This window comes from Litoribacterium kuwaitense (assembly GCF_011058155.1).
GTDB classification, from domain to species: Bacteria; Bacillota; Bacilli; order Bacillales; family DSM-28697; genus Litoribacterium; species Litoribacterium kuwaitense.
In genome coordinates, this window is sequence record NZ_JAALFC010000008.1 from 15,140 (window position 1) to 39,259 (window position 24,120).

A 24,120-nucleotide genomic window follows, 5' to 3' on the forward strand; every position below is an offset into this window, starting at 1 on the left:
GGGGGGTGTGTTCAGTTACCTAAAGATACCATTTGAGTTTGAACGTGTATGGATTGTCGGTTTTAAAGAATGTGTTTACTTAACCACCCAGGATTTGAATCGTTTTAACATTCTTCAAGTTTTCGTTTTCCGCTTTTGGAACAACTTCCATACTTTCTAACACATCGTTGACATATTCATCGCTTGTGAAAGCTTCAAGTGCCATTGTGTTTACAAAGACGCGGTAGACGCCGCCAGCATTGTCATCGATAAAGTAAACAGCTGTTGAAGAACCATCCTCGTTATACGTATCAACCACTTTTGTAGAAGTTACGTTGAGGTCAGATTCAACGATTTCAGCGGAAAATCCTTCGTAGTCTTCCTTAGATTGCTTTTCTTCCTTGGCCGCTGCGTCAACGTCTGTGTTTTTCTCATGATTCCAAGAAAAGAAAACGTTACGGTTTTCTTTTTTGTCCATTAACATGATGACGTCGTCGCCTTCACCTTGAACCAATTCGTGGTTAAATGTATCGAAGTCAAAGAAAAGGCTGTGCGCTTTCGCGTTTTCAGCTGGTGCAGCAGCGACCACTTTTGAAGTCGTATTTTCTTGAGCGAATGTCTCATTCGCACCAACAGCGCCCATTGCTCCTACAGCCATTGCGCCAATAAGTGCTTTCGTTAAAAACTGCTTTTTCATGATTTGAACCTCCAGTAATGTTTTTTGTAAGGTGATTGCCTTACGAGTCTTAATATAAACGGAAGATGTATCACTGTAGGATCATTCTTCCATCAAATTTGCATCATTGACTTCTTTTTTTAGCTGAATGCTGAAGTTTACTTAATATCCCCTAGCTGATTTGTCATTTTGTGCTGCTTCAACACATTTCCAAAAACCACATTAGGTCATAAATATAAAAATAAGAGCTGGAAAGCCCAGCTCTTAACTATTGAATCTTATGGGGATCTTTCTATTTAAGCACGTGCCTTCCGTAGTGGTGTAATATGATTTTCAATCATCAGCTCTGCGGTCAACAAGCCAGACAGTGTTGCCATTGGTACGCCGCCACCGGGGTGCGTTGATCCGCCGACGAGGTACAGGTTGTCAAACACTTCGCTGCGGTTAGGAACGCGAAAGCCGCCGTTCACCTTTTTATCGGCTACGGTGCCATATATCGAGCCTCCGTTGGCACCATAAAGCTGTTTCAAGTCGGTCGGTGTAAACTGGTGCTCCCAAACAATATTGTCTGAATGGAGGGGGAGACCCATTCGGTTGAGCTTGTGCATGATGACATGGCGGTAGTGTTCAGCATCCGTCGTCCATTGGTCTTCGTCCATCGCCATTGGTGGCACGTGTGTCAGGACAAAAAGATTGTCTGTTCCAGAGGGGGCTTGGCTTGCGTCGGTCTTCGCAGAAACGCCAATATAGATCGTCGGATCATCTGCCGGAATACGATCGGTAAACATTTGTGAAAATTCTTTTTCAGGGTTTTTGGAAAAGAAAAAGTTATGATGGGCTAAGTGATCATACGCTCGATCCATCCCTAGCAGCATGACATGGCCAGAGACACTTGGATTGAATTTTTTTAATTGCTTTAACGCCTTCTTAGCTCGGGAAGCACCTTTTCCTTTAAACAGCATCGTATACGATGGAATCGCTTCTAAGTTAGAAACGATGACATCGGCTTCAAATATTTCTCCCTCTGTCGTCTTGACCGCAGTGACCTGGCTTCCTTTTGTAACAATTTCCTCGACTTCAGTATTCGTTTTAACGTGAACACCAAGTTCTTCTAAAAGGCGTGACATTCCACGAGCGATATTGTACATTCCGCCTTTGACATAATAAATACCTAAGCCGAGCTGAACATAGGCAAGCTGTGAGAGAACGGCAGGTGCCTGGTAAGGAGACGCGCCGACGTACATGACGAGAAAGTTAAACAGCTGTTGCAAGTGAGGGTGAGAGAAGTGCTTGGCGGATGCTTGTGCCACAGTTCGCATCGGGTCAAGGGACATCAATTCCTCCAGTGTATGTAATTTTCTTAGGTCATTGACGCCGGAAATACTTTCATTATAAAAGCTTTTCAAACACGTATCGTACATCTTTTTTGAATAGGAAAGGTAACTGAAAAATTCTGTGGCAGCAACGGGAGAGATGCTTTCAAGCTGCCTCATAAGCTTTGGAAGATCCGACGTTAAATCAACTGTCGTTCCGTCTTCAAAAAAGGTACGCCATTGAGGTTCAATGCGGATGAATTCCATATAATCGGCACGGTTTTTATTTGCACTAGCAAAAAGGCTATCTAATACCCAAGGCATCGTTAAAATGGAAGGTCCTGTGTCAAAGGTGTAGCCTGATCCACTCCGAATATTTAATTTACCACCCACGCGCTCATTCTTTTCTAGTAAAGTGACTTGGCATCCCTCTGCCGCCAATCTGATTGCTGTAGCCAAGCCACCTAAACCGCCACCAATAACGATTGCTTTTTTCAATTGTGTTCCACCTTTCCTAATAAATGAACGGAATGATTCGCTTTTTATTCTTTGCATAAGCTAGATAGGGTGCGCCAAACCATTTGTGTAATACTTTTTCTTCATTTTTTGCCCGCCATGCTAAAACAGGAAATAGCAAAAGCACCGAAGACACCAACCCGAAAGTCGTGCCAACGTAAAGGCTTAGACCTGTCGTCACTAATAGCAGTGCGAAGTAAAGCGGGTGACGTAAAAATTGAAAAGGTCCTGAAGAGATTAATCGTTCTGGACGCTGCACGAGGCGAGAAAAAGAGCCTGCCATTTGTATAATGCCCCAGTAACGTAAGCAAATTCCTCCTGCGTAAAGCAAAACGCCTAAGCTTTGCCAAAGCACGGTGTTTTCAATGGTTGACCAGTGGAAAATGCCATCAAGAATAATGACAGTAATCGTAAAAAGCATCGCTGCTGTCACATAAGTGAAGGAAGCATCGCGCACTTTTTTTGTCGAGCGGAAAAGAACACCTTCTAATGCCCAAGCGAGCGTTGCTACAATAAAAATAAGTTGAACCCACATGCCTGCACGCCTCCCTCAATGACCTTTCCCGTATTTAAGCGCCGAGAAACAGCAATTAGGCTAAATTTTCAAAAATGTTAAATGAAAATTTACATTACTTTTTTGAAAACTTGTCAACGTTTTGTGGAAAGCTGTATGACAAACGAAGCGTATGATATACTACGATGATGAATGAATTTGAAGTGAAGGAGACCTTACCATGTGTGGATTTGTAGGTTGTGTATGGGATGCAGCACAGGGGCAGGAACAGGTCAATGAAACGTTTAAACAAATGACCAATGTCATTACGCATAGAGGTCCCGATGACGCTGGATTTTTCCAAGATGACTACGTACAATTTGGTTTTCGTCGACTTAGCATTATTGATGTAGAAAGCGGACATCAGCCGTTAAGTTATGAAAATGAAAAATACTGGATTATTTTTAATGGTGAAATATACAATTATATCGAGTTGCGAGCAGAGCTGGCAGAAGAAGGGTATACGTTTGAAACGAAGTCGGATACAGAAACAATTGTCGCTTTATTTGCCGCGCGTGGAAAAGACGCAGTCAAGCGTTTAAGAGGCATGTTTGCTTTTATCATTTGGGATAAAGAGAAACGAGAGGCGTTTGGTGCTCGAGATCCATTTGGCATAAAGCCTTTTTTCTACAAGGAGCAGGACGGGCGATTGCTCGCTGCATCTGAGAAAAAAAGCTTGCTGATGGCAGAAGCAGACCACGACTTAAACGAGACAGCGCTTCAGCACTATTTAACTTTCCAATATGTACCGGAACCTTTTAGTATGCACGAAGATATTCAGAAGCTATTACCGGGTCATTGTTTTACGAAAAAGCCAGGACAACCATTGGCGATCGAAACCTATTGGCAAGCTTCATTTTCACCGGTACAGCAAAGTCGTGATGAAGCAATGACTGCAATTCAAGACGTGCTAAGAGATTCCGTCGGCGTACATATGCGCAGTGATGTACCGGTTGGGTCTTTTTTATCTGGCGGGATCGATTCTTCAGCCATCGTATCGATTGCTAAAGATTTCCACTCGGACATTTTGACTTTTTCTGTAGGATTTGACCATGAAGGTTTTAGTGAGGTAGATGTAGCTCGGGAAACGGCAGAGGTACTTGGTGTTAAAAATATCTTCCATATGATTACACCGGAAGAGTATATGAACGAGCTTCCAAGAATTATTTGGCATATGGACGATCCGCTGGCAGATCCAGCAGCGATTCCGCTTTATTTTGTTGCTCGGGAAGCTCGCAAGCACGTTAAAGTCGTTCTCTCAGGGGAAGGGGCAGATGAGCTCTTTGGTGGATATAACATTTATCGTGAGCCGCAGTCACTTCAACCGTTTAACTATATTCCTGTGACGTTTAAGAAGCTGCTCCGCAAGCTTGCAGCCGTTCTTCCTGAAGGAATGCGTGGGAAAAGCTTTATCGAACGAGGGTGTACGCCTCTCGAAGAGCGCTATATTGGAAATGCGAAAATGTTTACTGAGGAAGAGAAGAAACGACTTCTTCAGTCATATGATGCTTCACAAGCATACCAAACGATGACGAAACCACTTTATGACGCGATTCAAGGCTATCCAGATGTGAATCGAATGCAGTACATTGATATCCATACTTGGCTTCGTGGAGACATTCTCCTCAAAGCAGACAAAATGACGATGGCACATTCACTTGAGCTACGTGTTCCATTTTTGGACAAGGAAGTCTTTAAAGTCGCTTCTACCCTTGATCCGTCATTGAAAATCACAGGAGGCACGACGAAAGCGATCTTGCGCGAAGCGATGCGCGACATCGTGCCGTCACACGTGCTCGACCGCAAGAAATTAGGTTTTCCAGTACCGATCCGCCATTGGTTAAAAAATGAAATGTATGATTGGGCAAAGAATTTAATTCAGGTGAGTGGGACAGAAAAATATTTAAACAAAGCTGTCGTACTCGAGCTGTTGGAAAATCATCGTATTGGTAAGGGCGATTACAGTCGGAAAATCTGGACGGTGTTAATGTTTATGCTTTGGCATCAAATATACGTGGAGCGAGTGTATGATTTTGAGGCTGAGATGCTAGGCAATCAGCAAGCGATGTCTGTATAGACAGGCTATGCTCCCATAGAAAAACGCCCACCGGTATTAATGGTGCGCGTTTTTCTATGATGGAGAGGATTGCTGAATGGTTATTGCCTGTGAGCCCATTTGCTCCCAGGCTTGCTTAAATTGCTCCATAGGAATTTCTTTATTGGTGCTTCCATCAGTTGGATCATTAATAAACACATGTGTGTCATTATAGCCGGTAATGACGGCAGAGTGCTCACGGTATGTCGTCGTAATTGGTCCAGCGTCTGTTTGCCATGTCGTGAAGTCGGATTGTGGAACGGGCGCAAAGTGAATGGTTGTAATGACCCAAACAGGTTGACCTTGACCCACTGTTTCTAAAATAGATGCAAAAGGCAAGCCAGTTAAATTAACGGTTTGATTAGGTAAGTACGACTCTGCTAAATCCTGAATCGGTCCATGATAAACACCGAAGCCTGGCTGACGAAGGTCTTCCATATCGCCAACGAAGCCGATATGTGGATTTCCGAATGTCACTTTATCACCTGTTTTTTCATAAGGTGTCGGATCTTTTGCGATTTCCTCGGCGAGCGTCATTTTATCTGTTTCGACGCCAGCATGCTGTAAGAGCATGGCTAAGGCGGTGACTTCACATCCTCGTGGTAGCTCAGGGTGTTGTTTAATGCCGGGAACGTTAATCCGTTGCTCATCTGGTCGCGGAAGCTGTTTTGGAACATGGCTTGATTGCGAGACACCCATAGTCGAGGGTCCGCCAGGGGATGCTTGTGCGAGCCATTGCATCGAAAAAGCGTCATTTTTTACAGTGAAACCAAGGCACATTAAACCTGAAAATAAAATAAACGTAATAAAGATTGTTGTTTTTCGGGTGCGTAAAAGCTTTAAAAAGCCGATCAACAATAAGAGTAGGCATAAGACGACAAAAAGCCACTGAATGTCAGTCAAAACCATCACATCCTTTCGCTGAGAGGACAAAGTTAATTTTACATCGTATAAAACGGTGTATGAGCATAGTCCACATGACTTATATCGGCTGATTTGCACGATAAATTCACTGGAAAAAGAGGCGATTTTATGACAATCAGTCACCGTCAGCTGTTGCTGCAAATGCAAAAAGAAATCGATGCTGCCCTTACAGAGCAGGACGATGGACATCATCAGCATGTACGTGAGCGGATTGCAGCCGTTCGGGCGATGGCAGATCTCGTATTAACGGCAGAAGTTCAAGACGTGAAAGCTACTAGACAAGTGTCGCCACAAAAGCAGCATTCTGATGATGAATTAGCTCTTATGCAAGGAGCAACCTTTCGTCAAAACAAACAACATCCGTCATTTGGAGAAGACGAAGAAGAGGAAGCTAATGGAGATAGTATTTTTGATTTCTAACAAGCGCATAAAGAAAAAAAATGGGCGCACACTACGATATGTCGGTGGGGATGAATGGGAGGAATAAGGATGGAGACCGAAAATGAACTGCAACAGGTCTCATCTGATGTTGCAGCCGATCGTTCCTTGGAGCAATATCACATTTATATGAACAGCGATTATATCGGGATCAAAAAGGCTCCGCACGCTCAAGCTCTCGCCGAAGAAATTGAGGTGTTCTTCAATTCTCAAGGGATGTCAGATTTTGAATTTTTCATTGATGACGACCAATATGATATTACCATTGATATCGACGAAGAGCTTGCGCTGGAGGAAATGGAAGAAACGAAAGAAACGTTGTCCCTCTATTTACTTACGTAATGGGATGTCCTAAGGCACGAATTGCAAGCATATTCATGGTTCGATGTTGAGAACGCAAATGTCTTTGGGCTTCTCTGACGTTAATCTTTTTAAATTCAACGGTATGACCTGGCAGAAGCTGTGCGACTTTTGATTGTTCCATTGAAGCCACGGTCGCTATTCGTGGATAACCACCAGTTGTCTGCCGGTCTTGTAGGAGCAGGATGGGGTTTCCAGAGTGAGGAACTTGGACGCTCCCCCAGGTCACGCCTCCAGATAGAAGGTGATCGCCGTTTGCAAAAAGGCGCACACCGTCAAGGAAGAGTCCCATACGATCACCTTGTTTGACGGTAAAAGCACTGTGGTAAAATGCCTCAGTGCTTTTTTTCGTAAACCGCGCTTCATCTGGACCCGAGAGCACACGTAAAACGACATGCTGATCATACTTAGGTCTTGCTGATAGCGAAAGGGCTTTCCGCCATAGGAAGTGACGCTGTCCTACTTTCCCCGTCAACGTATCATGCGTACGTATCAACGTACCGATATCAGCCTTTGAATGAAAGGCCCCGCTCCCTAATATAGTGTTCACGTGCAACCCTCCGTTCACCGCAATATATGCTCGGGCGCCGGATATCGGCTTTCCAAATTTTACGACGTCACCCTTTTCCAGCTGCAATGCTTGCCACATTGGTGCAGGCTTCCCATTGACCGTAGGCGAAAGGTTGGCTCCTGTGATGGCGATAATGGTTTCGTGAAGGCACTCAAGCGTAGGACCAGCAAGCGCGACCTCGATCGCTAACGTATTTGGCTCATTACCAACTAAGAGATTTGCGACCTTGAATGCAAAAGGGTCCATTGCGCCGCCAGGACCTAAACCAATGGATTGATAACCATATCGTCCCGCGTCTTGAAGTGTCGTTTGCAAGCCTGATTGATGAACGTAAAACATATTAATCGTATTCATCACAATGTCGCCTTTCCGGGTGATTGAATGCGAATGTCCTGCTCAGCAAATGCGGTATGTAATGCTTTTACAAATGAAAGTGCATCTGGATGGTCTCCGTGAATACATAAGCTGTCGCAAGGAACATGTACATAGGAATCGCCTTCTGTATCGACACGTTGGACACGTTGCGCGGTTGCGAGCGAAAGCGCTTGAGCCAATGCCGCATCCCGTGATGTATGAAGGGCATGTGGATGCACTCGCGGGGTGAGTTGACCGTTTTGCTGATAGGTACGATCGACAAAGGCTTCCGCCACTGTTTGCAGTCCCGCGCGTTTCCCTTCTGAAATGAGCGCACTCCCGGACAGACCGTAAAGCAAAAGGTCTGCTGAAGTATCGGCGACCGCTTGGGCAATCGCTTCGGCAATCTGTTTGTCAGTCGCTGCCATCGTATATAGCGCGCCGTGGGGCTTAACATGTGTCAGTATCGTTTGTTCCACATAGCAAAATTGTAGCAGTGCACCGATCTGGTAAATCATCATTGCATACACTTCTTCTGGGGACACCGCCATGGCTCTGCGACCAAAGCCTTGCAAATCAGGTAAGCCAGGGTGTGCTCCTATGGCAACACCGGCTAATTTGGCTTTTTGAACGGTGTGTCTCATCACTTGTGGGTCGCCAGCGTGAAAGCCGCAGGCAATATTTACAGATGAAACAAAATGCATGATTTCCTCATCCATACCGAATGTATACGTACCGAAACTTTCACCAAGATCACAATTCACATCAATCGTTTGTGAGAAGGATGAATGCATCATCTCTCAACTCCTTTTTTACTAACTTAGCCAACAAGTCTCCATTCGCAAGGAATATAGCCTAAATGAGTAGGCGGAGATAGATTGGCTTGTCAACAAGCGCACCTTTTGACGTATTAATAGAGCGAATATGTTGGTGTGTGTTCAAGAAGTGTTCTTTGGCAACTGGATAGATGACGTTGCATGGAGAAACAAAAAAGCGAAACCTAAACGAAGGATTCGTGCGTGAAATAGCCAAGTCAATAAAGAAACTTCGAATTATAGGACATCAAGGGTTGGAGTGTCCGAAATCACTCATGAAGATGAAGGTTGCTTTCGTCGTAGAAATAAGAAGCCCCCACCTCAAGCGAGTTCAGTGGTGAGTCGTTCACAACATATGATCATTTTTCCATAGGTGTGGAGAATGGTGTAACGCCTCATAAACATCACGCTTAATCGGTTGAAAAGCCAACGTATCTCCAGCTTTCAAGTAGCAAGGCGGATCGTTGTCAGGTAAAAAGAGAGGTAGTGGGGTGCGGCCAATCAGCTGCCAGCCTCCAGGGGAAGCGACGGGGTATATGCCAGTTTGCTGCCCTCCAATTCCTACGCTTCCAACTGGAACGTGCGGACGCGGGTTACTGCGCCTCGCCATCGACAATGGCTTTGGCAGTCCTTTCAAATAGGGAAAGCCAGGCAAAAAGCCGATAAACTGTATCGTATACGTTTGTTGACTGTGGAGGTCAATCACTTCATCTGTTGTCATCCCGGCATGGCTAGCGACCGCTTCTAAATCAGGCCCGACTTCACCTCCATAGCATACAGGGATCAACCAATGCTTTCCGTATGGCGTGTTTGCAGGGAAAGAGAGCGTTTTTAAAAATAGGTTTATTATTGCACAGACGTCTTTATAGGAAAAAATGAGTGCGTCATAATGGATATGGATGGTTTCATAACCGGCGACAATATCAACAATTCCGAGGTGCTGGCTTGGAAGCAGCTGTGCTTTTTTCAGCAAAAAAGCTCGTTTGCCATCAGGAAGAGAAGGGAAATGAACGAGAATGGCCTGGTCACCATCAGGTTGCAAGGTATAATGAATTTTTGTCAATGCCAAGCTCCTTTCATTCGGTCATCACACGATTGTCACAGAGTGGGTGGAAAGGAAAATGCTATCTCTAGTATACTAAAAGAGAGAACGTCTGAATACGGACTAGTTTAACCACCACTTTAAAGGCAGGTGATCAATAACGTATGTTAAAGCTATTTTTAGTCATTGGTAGTATTAGTGGATTTCTAGCAGTGGCCATCGGTGCATTTGGCGCACATGGTCTTGAAGGAAAAGTATCGGAGCGAATGCTAGCCAATTATCAGACCGGGGTGCTTTATCAAATGTTTCATACGATCGGTATCCTAGGCGTCGCAATCGTTTCCTCCTTCTTTCAAACCCCTCTTTTACTTTGGTCGGGATGGCTAATGGTCGCAGGAATCGTGTTTTTCTCTGGAAGCTTGTATGTCATGGCGTTGACCGGGAAAACCATTCTTGGCGCGGTGACTCCAATTGGTGGTGTTCTGTTTTTAGCTGGATGGATTTTATTAGCCATCGCCGCTTTCAAATATGCGTAAAAAAAACCCGCAGACCTTTATTGAATACCTTCTCACAACGAGGCTTGGAGGATGGATTCAATAAGGCTTGCGGGTTTATTATGAATGCACTAGGAAGAATGTTAAGGCTTTTGGACGGCAGGCAAAAAATCGCCTTTTTGTAGCTTTTCAATAAAGTGATCACTCGCTAGAGGCGTACTAAAGAGATAGCCTTGATATTCTTCGCAAGCTTTGAGTTGGAGTGCATGTAGCTGATCGAACGTTTCCACCCCCTCGGCGATGACGTTAATATTAAGACTGTTGGCCATGTTAATGATCGTGTTTACAATCGCTTGATTCTTCGGGCCTTCATTCATCGCCTTAATGAATGAGCGATCGACTTTTAGCGTATCTAAAGGAAAATCTTTTAAATAGCTGAGTGACGAATATCCTGTGCCAAAATCATCTAAGGACAGCCTTACCCCTAATGCTTTTAGTTTCTGCATGAGTGGCACGGCATGCTCCGGACGCTGGACAATCGACTCTGTTAGCTCAAGCTCCAAATAGTGAGGGGCTAACCCTGTATTTTGTAGCGTTCGCTCGACGATTTCTGCAAAGTTGCGTTGCTGAAATTGAAGGGAAGAAATATTGACACACATACGCGGTATGATATGTCCTTCATCTTGCCAAGCTTTTGCTTGCCTGCACGCCTCTTCTAGTACCCATTCTCCAATTGGCAGAATTAACCCCGTTTCTTCTGCCAATGAGATAAATGAGCCTGGTAGCATTAAACCGTATTCCGGATGTTGCCAACGCAAAAGAGCCTCTACGCCTTGGAATTCCATAGTGCTATTAACCTGAGGCTGATAAAACAATTCAAATTCATTTGTTGCTAAAGCTCGTCTCAAGCCATTTTCCATGATCAGTTTTTTAGACATTTCCTCATTCATTTCATGGGTAAAAAATTCATAGTTGTCTTTCCCGTTTTTCTTTGCTCGATACATTGCAAGGTCTGCGGCTTTGAGTAGGTGATCTGAATTGATTCCATCGCCGGGGAACATACTTAGACCTGCTGACGCAGAGATGTATAAGTCGTTGCTGTCGATTTTAATCGGTTCATTTAAAATGTGTATAATTTGTTTCGCTGTCAAGCCTGCCGAGTATTCCGTGCTATCAATGAGAACGACGACAAATTCGTCACCACTTAGGCGTGCAAGTACGTCTGTTGGTCGAAGGCAGCTTTGAATTTTATGCGACACTTCAATGAGCAGCTTGTCGCCAACTTTATGTCCGAACACATCATTGATGTTTTTAAAGCGATCAAGGTCAATAAACATAACAGCTAAAGACGTTTGATTTTTTGTTGCTTGCCTTATATGGGTATCAAGTTGCTCGTGTAATAGGCGCCTGTTTGGCAAATTTGTGAGGTCGTCTCGGTATACGAGTTGCTGAATTTTTTTCTGTGCACGCAAGCGAACGGATATATCACGGATGATCCTTGTCACGATTGTGCGTTGACCAATGACAGTTGAAGAGACAGTCATTTCTACAGAAATCAATTGCCCGTTTTTCTGTTTCCCCTCAAGCTCAAGATTTGGTTGAGACGAGTTGAAGTGAGTCTTTAAACCTCCGCTGTCACTGACTGCTGGAACGCTATGATCCGGCAGGATGAGATGTATAGGCTTTCCTGAGACTTCGTGACTTTCATATCCAAATATGTCTTTAGCAGCATGATTCCAAGAAATGATCGTACCTTGTTCATCAGTGATGATAACTGCATCGTGAGAACTCATCAAAGCAGCTTCATACAAGCGTGATTGCGTACGTCGATATGTGCTATATCTCATGGCGGAGAATACCATAATAAATACAGAGAAAAAGATCGCCCCGATCAAGGAAACGAGTATTTGCAATTGATTAGGTGATAAGGGTGAAATGAGCGTGGTGGAAGCACCTACATAATGAATGCCTGTGATGCCGCCACTCATCATAAGCGTACGGAGCCACAAAGATGTCGGTTGATTATTATTTTCTGAAGCCTTTGCGGAATCCTCGAGTACTAAAATCAAGGAATAAGCACTTACGTAAAAAATACCTATGGTTAAAAAGAATAGCCCAAGGCTTCCATAAAGTGAATTCATTTCATATGCATAAATCCATCCCAGACTGATGCTAATGCCTAATGCACCTAAGACTCGATAAATAGTACTGACAGTCTTTAAACTGACGAGGTAAAATACAAGCAACGAAGCAAGAGTAAATAACATCATGGAGGTCATATGAATAGAGGGCTCAGTCAATATTGATAAGCGACCAAGAGAGATTTTTACCATAATTAAGATCGCCCAGTGACCGAATCCTAGAGTGAGAGCTCCTCTCGCAATCCAGAACCATGACCGCCGTAAGCTAGACTGAGACAAGTGGCTAGAGATATGTAATACGGCATGAGAAAATACGAAAGCAACAATAAACGAAAGTAGAACGAAGAGCCATTGGTCCATAGAAGAAGGCATGAGGTAGTTCACTCCTTTTAACAACAAATCGACGGTCATGTTAAATGGGTATTTGAGACTATTAAAAAACATAAAAAGTCTTAATATAGGTATAATAGCTTATCTCGTGAAAAAAATCTATGGATAACACATGATTTTAGAATGATTCTTAAGTAAATAATACTACTTTGAAAGAAAAGCAGTCGACTTAAATTTGAAAAAGCGGCTACATTAAACGAACATCTGTGCGGTCCGACTCGAACATAAACTCTTTTTCGTAGAATCGAATGCTAAAAACGAGTCCTATTAAAATCATATTACTTAAGAGCGAGCTTCCGCCATATGAAATGAATGGAAGCGGAATGCCTGTGATCGGAAGAAGCTGCATTGTCATCCCGATATTTTGAAAGATGTGAAACGAAAGCATTGAAATCATGCCTATGCAAATATACGAGTCATAAGCCCTTCTCGTCGTGATAGCGATCTGGGTTAAATGGTAGAGGAGTAAAAAGAAAATGCCGATTAAGAAACTCGCTCCAATAAATCCGAATTGTTCGGCAATGACACTAAAGATAAAGTCTGTGTGGCTTTCGGGAATATAAACGTCACGCTCACCGTAAGCTTTTCCGTCCATTTGTCCAGATCCGATGGCCATCATCGACCGAATGAGCTGCAGTCCGTCCCCGCTTGCGTACTCTTGGGGAGACAGCCATGAATAGAGGCGTCCCAGTGCATACCTTTCCACGCCGACTGCCTCAAGCCATTCGGGCTTAGAAAGAGCGATGTAAATCGCTCCTCCGGCAATCGCCCCACCACTTCCAAAAACAAGGAAAATCCAATGCCACGGAATGCTCGATACTAAAATATAGCCGCAGAGCATCGCGATAAACACTAAACTTGTGCCGAAATCGGGCTGTTGCATAATTAAGCTTAACGGAGCCATCGTACAAAGCGAAAGCTTTCCGATTAACCACAGATCAGTCTTGTGACTTCTTGATATGTGAACGTCTTTGTGCCTTTTTAAAATGAGGCTCATCGCCATGATGTATGTAATTTTGGCAAACTCCGAAGGCTGAAGTGTGCCGAGCCCCGGGAGGACAAACCAGCTTTGCTGCCCTTTAATAACTGGAGCGACTGAGTCAGGAGCGAGCAGAAGTGCCAAAAGAACAAATAAGGAGAAGCCGTACAAGTACCAGGTCATTTTTTCGTATTGTTCTGGTTCAAATAACATCATGACAAAAATGATACATGTGCTACCTAATAAAACGATCCCTTGTTTAAAAGCAAAATTTTGCTTATCGGGCATTGCCATTTGTGCACTATAAATGCTAGCTATACTAAAGATTGACAGTAAAAGAAGCAGCAAAAACAATGTCCAGTCTATTCGATCCGAAATCCGTTTGGTCGAGTTATCTCTCATCATCGTGACCACCTCACATCTTGAAGCATTGTTAATATAATAAACCAATGATAGGGCGTTTTCTTAGAATTGTTCTTTTTTTTAGACGAATGAGTGCGTGCAAAAGCTTCATTTTTTGAAGAAAAAAAGAAAAAACCGCTGGCAAAATGCCCCGGTTTTATCTATCGTTCGTGTGACGCTTATCGTGGCGGATATGTTGACTGTCCACCGCCTTGGCCAAATGGGTAGTCATACGCAATTTCTTCATCAAAGGTAATGTAATCCAAGTAAATGGTGAGTAACAAGTAGCGCTTTCCTGTGTTTCGGTCGCTTATGATGATGTGATCTCGCCCAGCGGCTTCGATGATCCCTTTAAAAATCTTTGAATTCCATTCTTCGCTTTCACCAAAGGTCATGTAGATGGTCGCTTCTTTTCCGCGGTTTAGCCGCAGAATGTTTTCAATATACGACTGTTGCAGCGGAAGCATGCCTGGCGTGTCGGAAACCCCTTGAGTCGCTTGGGGTGGGCTCATTTGCTGAGGCTGTGGGCTGTAACCATAAGAAGGATAGTAGCCGTATTGACCTTGACCTTGAGATGGATAACCGTAATAAGAGCCAGTCATGCCATATTGATGTTTTGACATTCTCACTTCTCCCTTCTATCCGCCGTATACGGCTGGACATTCAGATTGGGTGGGGATAAAAAAGCAGTGCGACTTGTAGCGGCCAGAGTTATACTGACCAAACCATTGGGTCGGGCAGCCACCAGGAGGACGGAAAAAGTACAGCGCATAGCTACCAGGATCATACCGAATGCCTTTAATCACTTGGCGGGCAAGTCTCTTTTCATTCTCTCGAGCTCGTTGATAGAAGTAACCTTTCTGTGTTGCCTCAAAGCCCCCCGGAGATTGAAAGATCATACGTTCCAACGAATTGATGTCAGAAAAATCCAGACATCTGGCACGGACACGATTGACACCAACATTACCGACGAGCAACATGCCTAAGTCTCCATCGCCCTCCGCTTCGGCCCTCATCAGTCTTGCGAGCAATTCCACTTCCTTCTCGTTATAAGGAACGACGGCCATATGACCACCTCGCTTTTCCTGTATCGTCATGGTGTAGTCATTATCTACATGTATGCACGTCCTGAGCGAGATAGTACTCTGAACATATAGAACGCACATAAAAAGCCCCTCTGTTAGTCAGAGAGGCGCAAAATGTAGAGAATGTTATTTCTTAATTTTGTCAGCACTTTTTTCATATCTTAGCAACTCGTCAATTCTTTGTCAGCCTAAGCGTGAAGTCGAGGAAGCCCCGAATAGAACCTCAGTTCATAAGAGGACGAAGGAGACGAGACGGTCGACGTATGCGAGGGTATGCCAACAGGCTGAGCCCCTCTGACTGATTATCAGAGAGGCCCTGAGAGGAGTGGCAGCATTAGACATGAAAATACGAGGCGATGTCTTCAACAGGCAAACGTTGCCCGACATAAAACGAACCGAATTCACCGTAACGTGCACTTACTTCATCAAAACGCATTTCATAGACGAGTTTTTTAAATTGCAGGACGTCCTGGGAGAATAAAGTGACCCCCCATTCCCAATCATCAAAGCCGACTGATCCGGAAATAATTTGTTTGACAGCGCCGGCGTAGCTACGGCCGATTTTTCCGTGGCTGTACATGAGCTCACGTCGTTCGTCCATTGGAAGCATATACCAATTGTCTTCGCCATCACGCCGCTTGTCCATTGGGTAAAAACAGACATACTGCCATTTTGGAAGAATGGGCTTTAAGCGGTTTTGGATACGTGGATCTTCCTCAGGATTTTCGCTGCCGGAAGCCATATAATTTGAAAGCTCGACGACAGACACATAGGAGTATGCAGGCACGAGAAATTCTGCCAATGTCAATTTATTAAATGAAGTTTCGATGTCGTTTAACTCGTCCATTGTTGGGCGAAGTGTCATGAGAAGCAAGTCTGCTTTTTGACCAACAATTGTAAATAATCCGTGACTGCCTTTCTTTTCTTTCTGGACAAGATCAAGACGATCTAGCCATTCGTTGAACTCTTTAAGAATACCTGCCTGCTCATCACTTGTGAGTCGTTTCCAAGCAGTCCAATCGACCGTCCGAAAATCGTGGAGAACATACCAACCGTCAAATGTTTTTGCTGCTTCATTCATCTATGTTCAAACTCCCTTCAATAGTTTTAAAAGGTCAATGTATGATTTTAGGTTACGTCAATCATACTATATCACAATTACGAAAAGCGCCCAAAGCAAGGGAGCATGATGTCACAGAACGTATACAACTTTGCCGGAATTAAAGGAGAATGATTGCCCTGTGTGGTTTTGTCTTATGAAGCAAGAACTTGTGAAAGCCTATACAATACGTTTTTGCTTATAAAAGTCTCTTTTCATTCGTTCGGAAAAGGGGTATGGTGAGGTAGATATTTGTTTCAATAAAGGAGGCCTTTAAAGGTATGGAAGGTTGGTTTCAGTCCGTCAAAGAGAAAGCATCACGTCAAAAAGCAACCATCGTATTTCCGGAAGCGCAAGATGAGCGGATTTTACAGGCCGTCAGTCAATTGCAAAAAGAAGGCGTTGTTTCACCTCTTTTAATTGGAAATGAGGCAAGTGTACAAGCTGCTGCGGAAAAATCTGGTATCGATCTTGGAGGAATTCAAGTATATGATCCAGCGACTTATGATGATATGGATCGTCTAGTCGAAGCGTTTGTTGAGCGGAGAAAAGGGAAAGCAACGGAAGCACAGGCTCGCGACATTTTAACGAATGTAAACTATTTTGGGACGATGCTCGTTCACTTAGGTATCGCCGACGGCTTAGTGAGCGGGGCGACGCATTCGACTGCAGATACCGTTCGGCCTGCATTACAAATCATTAAAACAAAGCCAGGTGTCAAAAAAACATCGGGTGTTTTTTTCATGGGCAAAGGAACCAATACTTATGTTTTTGCAGATTGCGCCATTAATATTGCCCCTGATGCAGCTGATTTAGCAGAAATTGCGCGGGAAAGCGCGCAAACAGCGGAGTTGTTTGGCGTTGATCCACGCGTTGCGATGCTGAGTTTTTCTACAAAAGGATCGGCTTCTTCTGAAGAAACAGAGCGTGTAGCTGAAGCAGTTCGGATCGTGCATGAGCAAGCTCCGGAGCTCGTTGTGGATGGAGAATTTCAGTTTGACGCAGCGGTCGTTCCGGCGGTTGCTCAAAAGAAAGCACCAGATTCTCCAATTCAAGGAAATGCAACAGTTTTCGTATTCCCGAGTTTAGAGGCGGGGAACATCGGCTATAAAATTGCCCAACGTTTTGGGGAATATAGTGCAGTTGGTCCAATACTCCAAGGCTTGGCAAAACCGGTTAATGACCTGTCGCGCGGTTGCAGTGCCGAGGACGTCTACCGACTAGCTTTATTGACGGCCGTTCAGTCTAGTCAAAATGATTGATTATAGAAAAACCAGCCATTATTGCTCGTGGCTGGTTTTTTAGCGTATGTTGCGTATATCATTGTTTAAATCAGGTGTTGAGAGATGCTTTCATTTCTTGTGACCAATCGCTTTTTGTAATAAACGAATCGATCGTGTTCAGATTCCGAAAGAGATTCGTAGGCAAGCGAGGCGCCGTTTTCATGTAGAACATCTGCGAGAAGTGACATGAGGGAAGTGACAGTTAATTTTTGTCCGGTGAGCTCTTCCAAAGAACCCATCACTTCTGGCTGAAGATTAGGAATCGAAGCCAATGGCTTACCATTTGCAGCTTTTTTATAAATGTCCTGGATGAACCTTGCTCGGGCGCTCCCGCTGCCGGATATACAGAGGTACACTTGGACTGCTACAGCACCACGAATACGCCTTTGGGAGATGCCGGCAAATTTTCTGCCGTTGATGCTTAAGTCATAACTTCCCGGACAATAGGAACCTTTAATTTCGCCAACCTCAAAATCGATGTGGCGAGTTTGAAGAGCTTTATGGAGAAGCGCGACCATGGTGTCGTAGCCAGTGGAGATCGAGCTCTTTTTCGCTTCTTTCATAATCATGCTGACATTTAAAACGGCAGAATCTAATGCAACGGCGAGGCCGCCCGAATTGCGAACGACGACATCAGTGTTTTGGTCGTGGATATAGCGAATCGCCTCTACAATGTTTGGCAGTCGTGCATCTTGAATGCCAAGAACAACCGTTGGCAAGTGAACCCATCCGCGCAGGATAGGGGGACTTCCATTTTTCCCAACCGACTCACAAAGTGTATCATCATATGCAAACGAATCAATGGCACGAAACGATGGATTTGGTGTCGTTTGATCAATGAGTCTCCACATTGCAGTTTCTTTTAAGTCCATATGCAGTCAAACTCCCTTCGCCCATATATCATATACCGAAAGGGGCTGATGGGAAAGAGGATCTCCTTTTTCTTGCTGGGCATACTCAAAATTTAAAAACCACTTCCTCGTAGTACAAGGAAGCGGTAGCTTTAAAAAGTATACGGACTACTAGCTAGGAGGCCTGACGTAGAAGTGTAGTCAAGGTTAACGACGCATTGACATATGATCTTCGCTAAGCTGATTCATTTTATCATCCAGTCGCTGACTTAAATCGACGAGCTTTGGGTCTTGAAGATTGTCGAGCGATTGATAAAGCTTGTACATTTCTTTTCGAAGCAATTCAATCTCGTCAGTTAAATGGATCACACTTCTCACAAGATATGCCTCCTTTGTCCTATGATCGGCCGAAAGATGTATCCTGATTACATTTTTTCCAAAAATATCTTACTTATATTATAGTCCAAATGAACTGGTTAGGGAAGAGTTTTCAGCGAACTAGATTGAATAATTGCACATTTTAAATGAATATTGTACATTCTTTCTTTCCACTGTTTAGATTTTACCCATAGTCGATATTTCATTCAACAAGAAAGTGATTAAAAGTATGCTAAAAATGAAAATGTATAAAAAAAATGACAGACATCGCTGTATTTCGTATGATTTCGACAGGGGAGCGGTGATAACAAAGATTCTCTCATTTGGAGAGTTGTCATCATTGAAAGGGACGCTGTAAAATAACTTTATACTAAAGAGTGCACATCCACACATCTTTTTTCTTTCCGGTATGTAAGTGTATTAGCAAGGTGAGGGGTTAGAAGCTTGGACATGAATACTAAATTGCTTGACTGATATGCAGGAACATCTGCATGTTGAGCTGAAATCTTGAATGAAGGACATATTTACCTAGATAAAGTTAAGGTCACGAGCATGACATTTCATAAAAGCACTTTACTTTAATCATAAAAGCACACTTACGGGTAGGTTAATAACGATAAAAGTATAGGCTGAGAAAGCGAGGCTTCAAGGCCATGGGATTCACGGCAGAAAAACTAGAAGAAGAAAAAGTATTTAAAGATCCTGTTCATCGTTATATTCATGTCAGAGACAAGCTCATTTGGGATTTGATAGGGACAAAAGAATTTCAACGGCTCCGACGTATTCGCCAGCTCGGTACTTCGTATCTCACTTTTCATGGTGCTGAACATAGTCGCTTTAACCATTCCTTGGGCGTGTATGAAATTGTTCGGCGTATTGCTGAAGTGTTTAAAAATCGTCCGCATTGGCGGGAGGAAGACCGGCTGCTTTGTTTAACAGCTGCTTTGCTGCACGATATTGGGCATGGGCCTTTTTCGCACTCCTTTGAGAAGGTATTTCACCTCGATCATGAAGTGTGGAGCCGAAGGATTATTTTAGGGGACACGGAAGTCAATCAAGTGTTAAAGGCGGTTGATTCATCGTTTCCACAGCGCGTCGCTGACGTCATTGAGAAAACGGATGAGAACAAACTCATTGTCAGCCTCATTTCGAGTCAGGTAGATGCCGACCGAATGGATTATTTACTCCGAGATGCTTATTACACTGGCGTAAGCTATGGTCAATTTGATATGGAGCGCATTTTGCGCGTCATGCGCCCGACAGATGATCAGGTCGTCATTAAGCATAGTGGAATGCACGCGGTTGAGCATTATATTATGAGCCGCTATCAGATGTATTGGCAAGTCTATTTTCACCCCGTCACGCGAAGTGCAGAAGTGATTTTGACAAAGGTACTCCTGCGTGCAAAGGAATTGTATGAGAAAGGGTATCCGTTTCAGCATCCGCCTTTACTTTTGCAAAGCCTTTTTCGTGAGAAAGTGACTTTAGATGAGTATCTACAGCTGGATGAATCCATTGTATTATATTATTTTCATATGTGGCAGCATGAGGAAGATGAGATTTTAAAGGATTTAGCCAATCGGTTTATGAATCGCCGCTTATTTCAATATGTTGAGATAAACACTGAATTACAGATGAAGCAATGGATGGAGCTAAGTCGTTTGTTTGAACAAATTGGACTTGCACCGGAGTATTATCTTGTCGTTGATTCTTCGTCTGATTTGCCCTATGATTTTTATCGGCCAGGTGAAGAAGAGGAGCGTCTTCCGATTCATTTATTAATGCCTGGAGGAGAGTTGCAAGAGCTGTCCAGGCAATCGGATATTGTGGAATCCATTTCTGGAAAGAAGCGAACAGATCACAAACTGTATTTTCCGAAGGATTTACTAGACAATGCAAGAGAGCATGAGCGAGAGAAAAAGAGGATTTTGGACATTCTGTATGGCAAGGGGTAATGCCGAGTGTTAATGGAACATGCCAAGCTACTTAAAGTACTAGCAGATACAAAGAAGATCACTGGTCGCAAAAAACTGCAAAAGATGATTTATATTGCACAAAAGCTGCACTATCCTTTTTATGAGAAATTTGAATTTCATATGTATGGTCCTTATTCAGAGGAATTGACTTTGCAAATGGAAGAGCTTGATCATCTCGGATTAGTACGGGTTTATAAAGAGGAAAGTGAAGAATTGCTTTTTACAATGACGGAAGAAGGGGAAGCTTTTTTGCAGCAGAGCAATGTCGAACTTCCTTCTACGTGGGCGTGTATGAATTGCTTAAATCAGCAAAGCGCTCGTTTTCTTGAATTAGTCGCTGCACTTCTTTACTTTGGTCACCTTCCTATAGAACAGCTTCGGCAAAAGGTCGCTATGTTAAAAAGACAGCCGCAATATGAGCAAGTTGAGATTGATGAGGCGTTCCACTTTATTCAAGCGTTGAAAGAAAGGCAGTTTTCGCTAGCTTGATTCTGCTAGTTAGAGATTGGTCATCGTCATGTGATACACTGAAGGGAAATATCGAAAGCAGCTTTTGAAAGGGGCGTGTCACCAATGAGTGAAGAAAAAAAGCGAACGAGTACACAGTTTAATATTCTTAAAAACGATTCAACGGACGGTCATGGTGGCTTTGGTGTAGGCTCTATTAGTCTTGAAAATGTCTCGCCGGTCATCATTGATCCGGAAGAAGAAGAAGTGTTTATTGATATGGGGGCTTTACATGCGCGTTCGAAGGTGGAGCGTCGCTTGAAATTTGTCCCTAACCGAGAGGAAGTGCCTGATGGCAAGCTCTATTGGATCGTTTGGGTCACTGTGGAGCGAGGAGACGAAGGTCCATACTATGCGGGGCTTGGCGGCTGTGAGATTCGTACCAATCGTTCCATTAAACGAGGCTATAAGTCGATGCCGGAGCATGTCAATCATATGGATAAATCAATGAAGCATCAAGTCGCTGTCAGTCATATGGATGAAAAGTCACGCCAGTTGCTTGCTGCCTTTTTAAAGGAATACGATGAGGGGATGTGGCAACGTTCATCCGAGTCGCTCAAGGATGCGTTGTAAATTTGAACATTTTATGAACGTTTGGCATAATGCTTGAGAAAGCGCTATAAAGTAGTAAACTTTGTAAAAGATGCACACATAGCATCTAGGACAAAAGAGGCTGCGCTCTTTTTTTGTGAAGGCTTTTGACCCAGGCCCACACGAAGAAGAGACAGCCTTTTTTATATGCCATCACGCCATTCCCCCATAACAGTTCCTGTAAGCAATGTACATCTCTTTTTTTACCACTCAACCTTCCAATCTACGCTAAAATGGCCAAAATTCTTTCCACCAAGCCTCTCGTGGCTTTTTCGGCACTGGCGTCGGTGCTCGTTTTTCGGGTTCAGTTGGCTGACAATACCCTTGTGGAGCAGTGCCTCTTTCAAAGTACATCATTCTTCCTTTGCACGATGTCGTTGCCCGCTTACCAGAGGAAGGGTCGATGGCGACAGGAATGACACCTTCTGTTGCCTGGAACGTACGTAACGGCAGTCCTTCATGACTTTTTTCCATGACATCGGCCCAAATTTTTTTTGAGGCGACTTTTTCAGCCGGAATGTCTAATGTTTGTCCTTGATCATAGCCAAGCCAGACGGTACTAACGAGTTGTGGTGTGAATCCAATCATCCACGTGTCGGTGTTCGTTGTCCCTGATTTACCAGCGTAAGGGCGGTGGAGCTCGGAAACGAGATCCTGTCCGGTGACAGTCGTGTAACCATTTAGCTCTTGGTCGAACATCCCCGTCATCATATGAGCTGTTAAAAAAGCAAGGTCACGATCCAGCGCCTGAGTGAGCTCCGGCTTTGCTTCGTATAATACCTCACCGCGGTAGTTTTCCACCCGTTCTATAAACAGAGGCTCTGCTTTGACGCCTTGGTTGGCAAAAGCTGTGTAAGCTTCAGTCATTTCCATTAAGCTGACGGGAGAAGTGCCTAATGCTAATGAAGGGACAGGCTGCAGCGCACTATCAATGCCGAGTGTTTTGGCCGTTTCGATCAATCTTTGTTCACCTAAGAAAAGGTTGGTTTTTACAGCAAAGATGTTGTCTGAAAGGGCAAGTGCCTGTGCCATCGTAATGGGGGCATTTGCGTAATAGCCGTTGTAGTTGTCCGGCTTATATACTTCCCTGCCATCGTCATAACGAAATGTCGTCGGCTCGCTGACGAGCGTCGTTGCAGGTGTGAAACCGTTGGCTAATGCCGTATAATAGAGAAGAGGCTTAAAAGTCGATCCTGGGGCCCGCTTCGCTTGGGTTGCCCGGTTGAAGGCACTTTCTTCAAAATCTCGCCCTCCGACGAGCGCGCGGACTTTACCAGTTTTTGGTTCCATGACGACGACGGCAGCCTGAATGGATGATTGCCCATGAACATGTCGCGAAACGGCTTGCTCAGCACTCGCTTGCACATGTGGCTGTAATGTCGTAAAAATACGGAGTCCACCTGTTTGAATCTGTCGCTCGGTCAAACCTGCTTTTTCTTGTAATGCTTGAAATACAGCCTGCTGATAATAAGGGGCACGGAGCGGCTCGTTTGGATGGTTTGCCAGCGCAATCGTTGCTGCCTTGGCTTGTTCTGCATCTTCTTTAGATATTTTTCGCGACTTTACCATCTGCTTTAATACATAGCCTTGCCGATCTTTCGCATTGTCAAAATGGATCTCTGGTGAGTACAGACCGGGACCTTTTGGAATGCCCGCCAAAAGCGCTGCCTCGGCGATCGTCAAATCACTTGCCGACGTATTAAAAAAATATTGCGCGGCTGCCTCGACACCGTAAACGCCATGCCCAAAATAGATCGTATTTAAATAACCTTCTAAAATGTCTTCCTTTGAATAATGCATTTCTAGCTGCAGCGTTACATAGGCTTCACGAATTTTTCGGCTCCACGTTTTCGTCAGGTCTCCAAATAAGTTGCGCGCATATTGCTGTGTCAGCGTACTCGCACCTTGTACTTTGTCAAAAGATTTGAGGTTGGCAATTGTTGCGGCGGCAATTCGGGAGTAATCAAACCCGTTGTGGGTAAAAAAATCAGCATCTTCGGCAGCCAGCGTGGCATCGATGATGTGTTGAGACATATCTTCAACGCTGATCCAGTATCTTGTAACACCCGGCGTAGAACGTTCTGCGATGAGCTCCCCTTCAGCGTCATACACTTTAGCCGTTTGGGGAACGGTAAGCGGTGGAGGCTCTTGAACATAGACCGTCGCTAATAAGATGCCGTAGGTGATGAAGATCGTCGCTACTCCAGCAGCAATAATCATTCCAATGACCTTTAGTCGTTTCCGAAACCAGGTGTCCAACGTCATCCCTCCCTACACAGTCCTCACCCTTTTTTATCCAGTATATCCA

23 protein-coding genes are annotated in these 24,120 nt (G+C 44.2%); 8 read left to right on the plus strand and 15 right to left on the minus strand.

Annotation, left to right across the window (positions count from 1 at the left end):
* Positions 1-79: 79 nt before the first annotated feature.
* The 3 genes from G4V62_RS06825 to G4V62_RS06835 form a co-directional block, all read right to left on the minus strand.
* Entirely contained in the window at positions 80-676 is a 597-nt protein-coding gene (locus G4V62_RS06825; RefSeq protein WP_165200496.1) for a hypothetical protein, read from the minus strand.
* Positions 677-951: 275 nt separating this feature from the next.
* Positions 952-2,466, minus strand: a complete 1,515-nt coding sequence (locus tag G4V62_RS06830; RefSeq protein ID WP_312855446.1) for a phytoene desaturase family protein — start codon at positions 2,464-2,466, stop codon at positions 952-954.
* 16 nt (positions 2,467-2,482) lie between these two features.
* The gene (locus G4V62_RS06835; protein ID WP_165200501.1) at positions 2,483-3,019 is read right to left on the minus strand and encodes a methyltransferase family protein; all 537 of its coding nucleotides are present in this window, start codon (positions 3,017-3,019) and stop codon (positions 2,483-2,485) included.
* Between the two features lie 199 nt (positions 3,020-3,218).
* Here G4V62_RS06835 and asnB point away from each other — a divergent pair, with 199 nt between their 5' ends.
* Entirely contained in the window at positions 3,219-5,114 is a 1,896-nt protein-coding gene (gene asnB, locus G4V62_RS06840) for an asparagine synthase (glutamine-hydrolyzing) (RefSeq protein WP_165200504.1), read from the plus strand.
* Between the two features lie 54 nt (positions 5,115-5,168).
* On the opposite strand, the gene G4V62_RS06845 is transcribed toward asnB, so the two are convergent.
* On the minus strand, positions 5,169-6,035 hold the full coding sequence (locus G4V62_RS06845; protein ID WP_246218302.1) for a C39 family peptidase: 867 nt from the start codon (positions 6,033-6,035) through the stop codon (positions 5,169-5,171).
* A gap of 129 nt (positions 6,036-6,164) precedes the next feature.
* Here G4V62_RS06845 and G4V62_RS06850 point away from each other — a divergent pair, with 129 nt between their 5' ends.
* Together G4V62_RS06850 and G4V62_RS06855 are read left to right on the plus strand one after the other, a co-directional pair.
* Positions 6,165-6,476, plus strand: a complete 312-nt coding sequence (locus G4V62_RS06850) for a YwdI family protein (protein ID WP_165200507.1) — start codon at positions 6,165-6,167, stop codon at positions 6,474-6,476.
* Between the two features lie 69 nt (positions 6,477-6,545).
* Positions 6,546-6,836 carry a hypothetical protein gene (locus G4V62_RS06855; protein ID WP_165200510.1) on the plus strand — a complete coding sequence of 97 codons (291 nt, stop codon included), beginning with the start codon at positions 6,546-6,548 and terminating at the stop codon, positions 6,834-6,836.
* On the opposite strand, the gene G4V62_RS06860 is transcribed toward G4V62_RS06855, so the two are convergent.
* From G4V62_RS06860 to pxpB, 3 genes are all read right to left on the minus strand, one after another.
* Entirely contained in the window at positions 6,829-7,779 is a 951-nt protein-coding gene (locus G4V62_RS06860) for a 5-oxoprolinase subunit C family protein (protein ID WP_165200513.1), read from the minus strand. The genes G4V62_RS06855 and G4V62_RS06860 overlap by 8 nt on opposite strands.
* Positions 7,779-8,573 (minus strand): LamB/YcsF family protein, encoded by a 795-nt coding sequence (locus tag G4V62_RS06865; protein ID WP_165200516.1) that lies wholly within the window; start codon positions 8,571-8,573, stop codon positions 7,779-7,781. The genes G4V62_RS06860 and G4V62_RS06865 overlap by 1 nt, the downstream gene beginning before the upstream one ends.
* A 367-nt stretch (positions 8,574-8,940) precedes the next feature.
* Positions 8,941-9,657, minus strand: a complete 717-nt coding sequence (pxpB, locus tag G4V62_RS06870; protein WP_165200519.1) for a 5-oxoprolinase subunit PxpB — start codon at positions 9,655-9,657, stop codon at positions 8,941-8,943.
* A 143-nt stretch (positions 9,658-9,800) separates the two neighbouring features.
* Between pxpB and G4V62_RS06875 the strand changes: the two genes are divergently transcribed.
* Positions 9,801-10,172 (plus strand): DUF423 domain-containing protein, encoded by a 372-nt coding sequence (locus G4V62_RS06875; RefSeq protein WP_165200522.1) that lies wholly within the window; start codon positions 9,801-9,803, stop codon positions 10,170-10,172.
* Positions 10,173-10,273: 101 nt separating this feature from the next.
* Here the strand turns inward: G4V62_RS06875 and G4V62_RS06880 are convergent, their stop codons facing one another.
* The 5 genes from G4V62_RS06880 to hemQ all read right to left on the minus strand — a co-directional run bounded on the left by G4V62_RS06880 (position 10,274) and on the right by hemQ (position 16,208).
* Positions 10,274-12,643, minus strand: a complete 2,370-nt coding sequence (locus G4V62_RS06880) for a putative bifunctional diguanylate cyclase/phosphodiesterase (RefSeq protein ID WP_165200525.1) — start codon at positions 12,641-12,643, stop codon at positions 10,274-10,276.
* Between the two features lie 205 nt (positions 12,644-12,848).
* Positions 12,849-14,042: an FtsW/RodA/SpoVE family cell cycle protein gene (locus G4V62_RS06885; RefSeq protein WP_165200528.1), complete on the minus strand. Its 1,194-nt coding sequence runs from the start codon at positions 14,040-14,042 to the stop codon at positions 12,849-12,851.
* Positions 14,043-14,221: 179 nt separating this feature from the next.
* Entirely contained in the window at positions 14,222-14,665 is a 444-nt protein-coding gene (gene gerQ, locus G4V62_RS06890; protein WP_165200531.1) for a spore coat protein GerQ, read from the minus strand.
* Between the two features lie 15 nt (positions 14,666-14,680).
* Entirely contained in the window at positions 14,681-15,109 is a 429-nt protein-coding gene (locus G4V62_RS06895; RefSeq protein WP_165200534.1) for a cell wall hydrolase, read from the minus strand.
* A 352-nt stretch (positions 15,110-15,461) separates the two neighbouring features.
* The gene (gene hemQ / locus G4V62_RS06900) at positions 15,462-16,208 is read right to left on the minus strand and encodes a hydrogen peroxide-dependent heme synthase (RefSeq protein WP_165200537.1); all 747 of its coding nucleotides are present in this window, start codon (positions 16,206-16,208) and stop codon (positions 15,462-15,464) included.
* 299 nt (positions 16,209-16,507) lie between these two features.
* Between hemQ and pta the strand changes: the two genes are divergently transcribed.
* Positions 16,508-17,488, plus strand: coding sequence for a phosphate acetyltransferase (gene pta, locus G4V62_RS06905; RefSeq protein ID WP_165200540.1), 981 nt, complete (start codon positions 16,508-16,510; stop codon positions 17,486-17,488).
* A 65-nt stretch (positions 17,489-17,553) separates the two neighbouring features.
* Here pta and G4V62_RS06910 read toward each other — a convergent pair whose 3' ends face one another.
* Positions 17,554-18,381 (minus strand): lipoate--protein ligase family protein, encoded by an 828-nt coding sequence (locus tag G4V62_RS06910; protein WP_212508692.1) that lies wholly within the window; start codon positions 18,379-18,381, stop codon positions 17,554-17,556.
* Positions 18,382-18,567: 186 nt separating this feature from the next.
* Positions 18,568-18,738 (minus strand): aspartyl-phosphate phosphatase Spo0E family protein, encoded by a 171-nt coding sequence (locus G4V62_RS06915; protein ID WP_165200543.1) that lies wholly within the window; start codon positions 18,736-18,738, stop codon positions 18,568-18,570.
* Positions 18,739-19,391: 653 nt separating this feature from the next.
* Here G4V62_RS06915 and G4V62_RS06920 point away from each other — a divergent pair.
* The 3 genes from G4V62_RS06920 to G4V62_RS06930 all read left to right on the plus strand — a co-directional run bounded on the left by G4V62_RS06920 (position 19,392) and on the right by G4V62_RS06930 (position 21,794).
* On the plus strand, positions 19,392-20,693 hold the full coding sequence (locus G4V62_RS06920) for an HD domain-containing protein (RefSeq protein WP_165200546.1): 1,302 nt from the start codon (positions 19,392-19,394) through the stop codon (positions 20,691-20,693).
* A gap of 12 nt (positions 20,694-20,705) precedes the next feature.
* Positions 20,706-21,203, plus strand: coding sequence for a YwgA family protein (locus G4V62_RS06925; RefSeq protein ID WP_212508694.1), 498 nt, complete (start codon positions 20,706-20,708; stop codon positions 21,201-21,203).
* Positions 21,204-21,287: 84 nt separating this feature from the next.
* Positions 21,288-21,794, plus strand: coding sequence for a YwhD family protein (locus G4V62_RS06930; RefSeq protein ID WP_165200552.1), 507 nt, complete (start codon positions 21,288-21,290; stop codon positions 21,792-21,794).
* Between the two features lie 246 nt (positions 21,795-22,040).
* On the opposite strand, the gene G4V62_RS06935 is transcribed toward G4V62_RS06930, so the two are convergent.
* Positions 22,041-24,077 (minus strand): transglycosylase domain-containing protein, encoded by a 2,037-nt coding sequence (locus G4V62_RS06935; protein WP_376768288.1) that lies wholly within the window; start codon positions 24,075-24,077, stop codon positions 22,041-22,043.
* Between the last annotated feature and the right edge of the window lie 43 nt (positions 24,078-24,120).

What these genes read in the sequence shown, in the direction of transcription:
- G4V62_RS06825 (WP_165200496.1), bottom strand. Translation starts at nt 676, where the DNA reads ATGAAAAAGCAGTTTTTAACGAAAGCACTTATTGGCGCAATGGCTGTA.
- G4V62_RS06835 (WP_165200501.1), bottom strand. Translation starts at nt 3,019, where the DNA reads ATGTGGGTTCAACTTATTTTTATTGTAGCAACGCTCGCTTGGGCATTA.
- asnB (WP_165200504.1), top strand. Translation starts at nt 3,219, where the DNA reads ATGTGTGGATTTGTAGGTTGTGTATGGGATGCAGCACAGGGGCAGGAA.
- G4V62_RS06850 (WP_165200507.1), top strand. Translation starts at nt 6,165, where the DNA reads ATGACAATCAGTCACCGTCAGCTGTTGCTGCAAATGCAAAAAGAAATC.
- G4V62_RS06855 (WP_165200510.1), top strand. Translation starts at nt 6,546, where the DNA reads ATGGAGACCGAAAATGAACTGCAACAGGTCTCATCTGATGTTGCAGCC.
- G4V62_RS06860 (WP_165200513.1), bottom strand. Translation starts at nt 7,779, where the DNA reads ATGAATACGATTAATATGTTTTACGTTCATCAATCAGGCTTGCAAACG.
- G4V62_RS06865 (WP_165200516.1), bottom strand. Translation starts at nt 8,573, where the DNA reads ATGCATTCATCCTTCTCACAAACGATTGATGTGAATTGTGATCTTGGT.
- G4V62_RS06875 (WP_165200522.1), top strand. Translation starts at nt 9,801, where the DNA reads ATGTTAAAGCTATTTTTAGTCATTGGTAGTATTAGTGGATTTCTAGCA.
- G4V62_RS06880 (WP_165200525.1), bottom strand. Translation starts at nt 12,643, where the DNA reads ATGCCTTCTTCTATGGACCAATGGCTCTTCGTTCTACTTTCGTTTATT.
- G4V62_RS06885 (WP_165200528.1), bottom strand. Translation starts at nt 14,042, where the DNA reads ATGAGAGATAACTCGACCAAACGGATTTCGGATCGAATAGACTGGACA.
- gerQ (WP_165200531.1), bottom strand. Translation starts at nt 14,665, where the DNA reads ATGTCAAAACATCAATATGGCATGACTGGCTCTTATTACGGTTATCCA.
- G4V62_RS06895 (WP_165200534.1), bottom strand. Translation starts at nt 15,109, where the DNA reads ATGGCCGTCGTTCCTTATAACGAGAAGGAAGTGGAATTGCTCGCAAGA.
- hemQ (WP_165200537.1), bottom strand. Translation starts at nt 16,208, where the DNA reads ATGAATGAAGCAGCAAAAACATTTGACGGTTGGTATGTTCTCCACGAT.
- pta (WP_165200540.1), top strand. Translation starts at nt 16,508, where the DNA reads ATGGAAGGTTGGTTTCAGTCCGTCAAAGAGAAAGCATCACGTCAAAAA.
- G4V62_RS06910 (WP_212508692.1), bottom strand. Translation starts at nt 18,381, where the DNA reads ATGGACTTAAAAGAAACTGCAATGTGGAGACTCATTGATCAAACGACA.
- G4V62_RS06920 (WP_165200546.1), top strand. Translation starts at nt 19,392, where the DNA reads ATGGGATTCACGGCAGAAAAACTAGAAGAAGAAAAAGTATTTAAAGAT.
- G4V62_RS06925 (WP_212508694.1), top strand. Translation starts at nt 20,706, where the DNA reads ATGGAACATGCCAAGCTACTTAAAGTACTAGCAGATACAAAGAAGATC.
- G4V62_RS06930 (WP_165200552.1), top strand. Translation starts at nt 21,288, where the DNA reads ATGAGTGAAGAAAAAAAGCGAACGAGTACACAGTTTAATATTCTTAAA.
- G4V62_RS06935 (WP_376768288.1), bottom strand. Translation starts at nt 24,077, where the DNA reads ATGACGTTGGACACCTGGTTTCGGAAACGACTAAAGGTCATTGGAATG.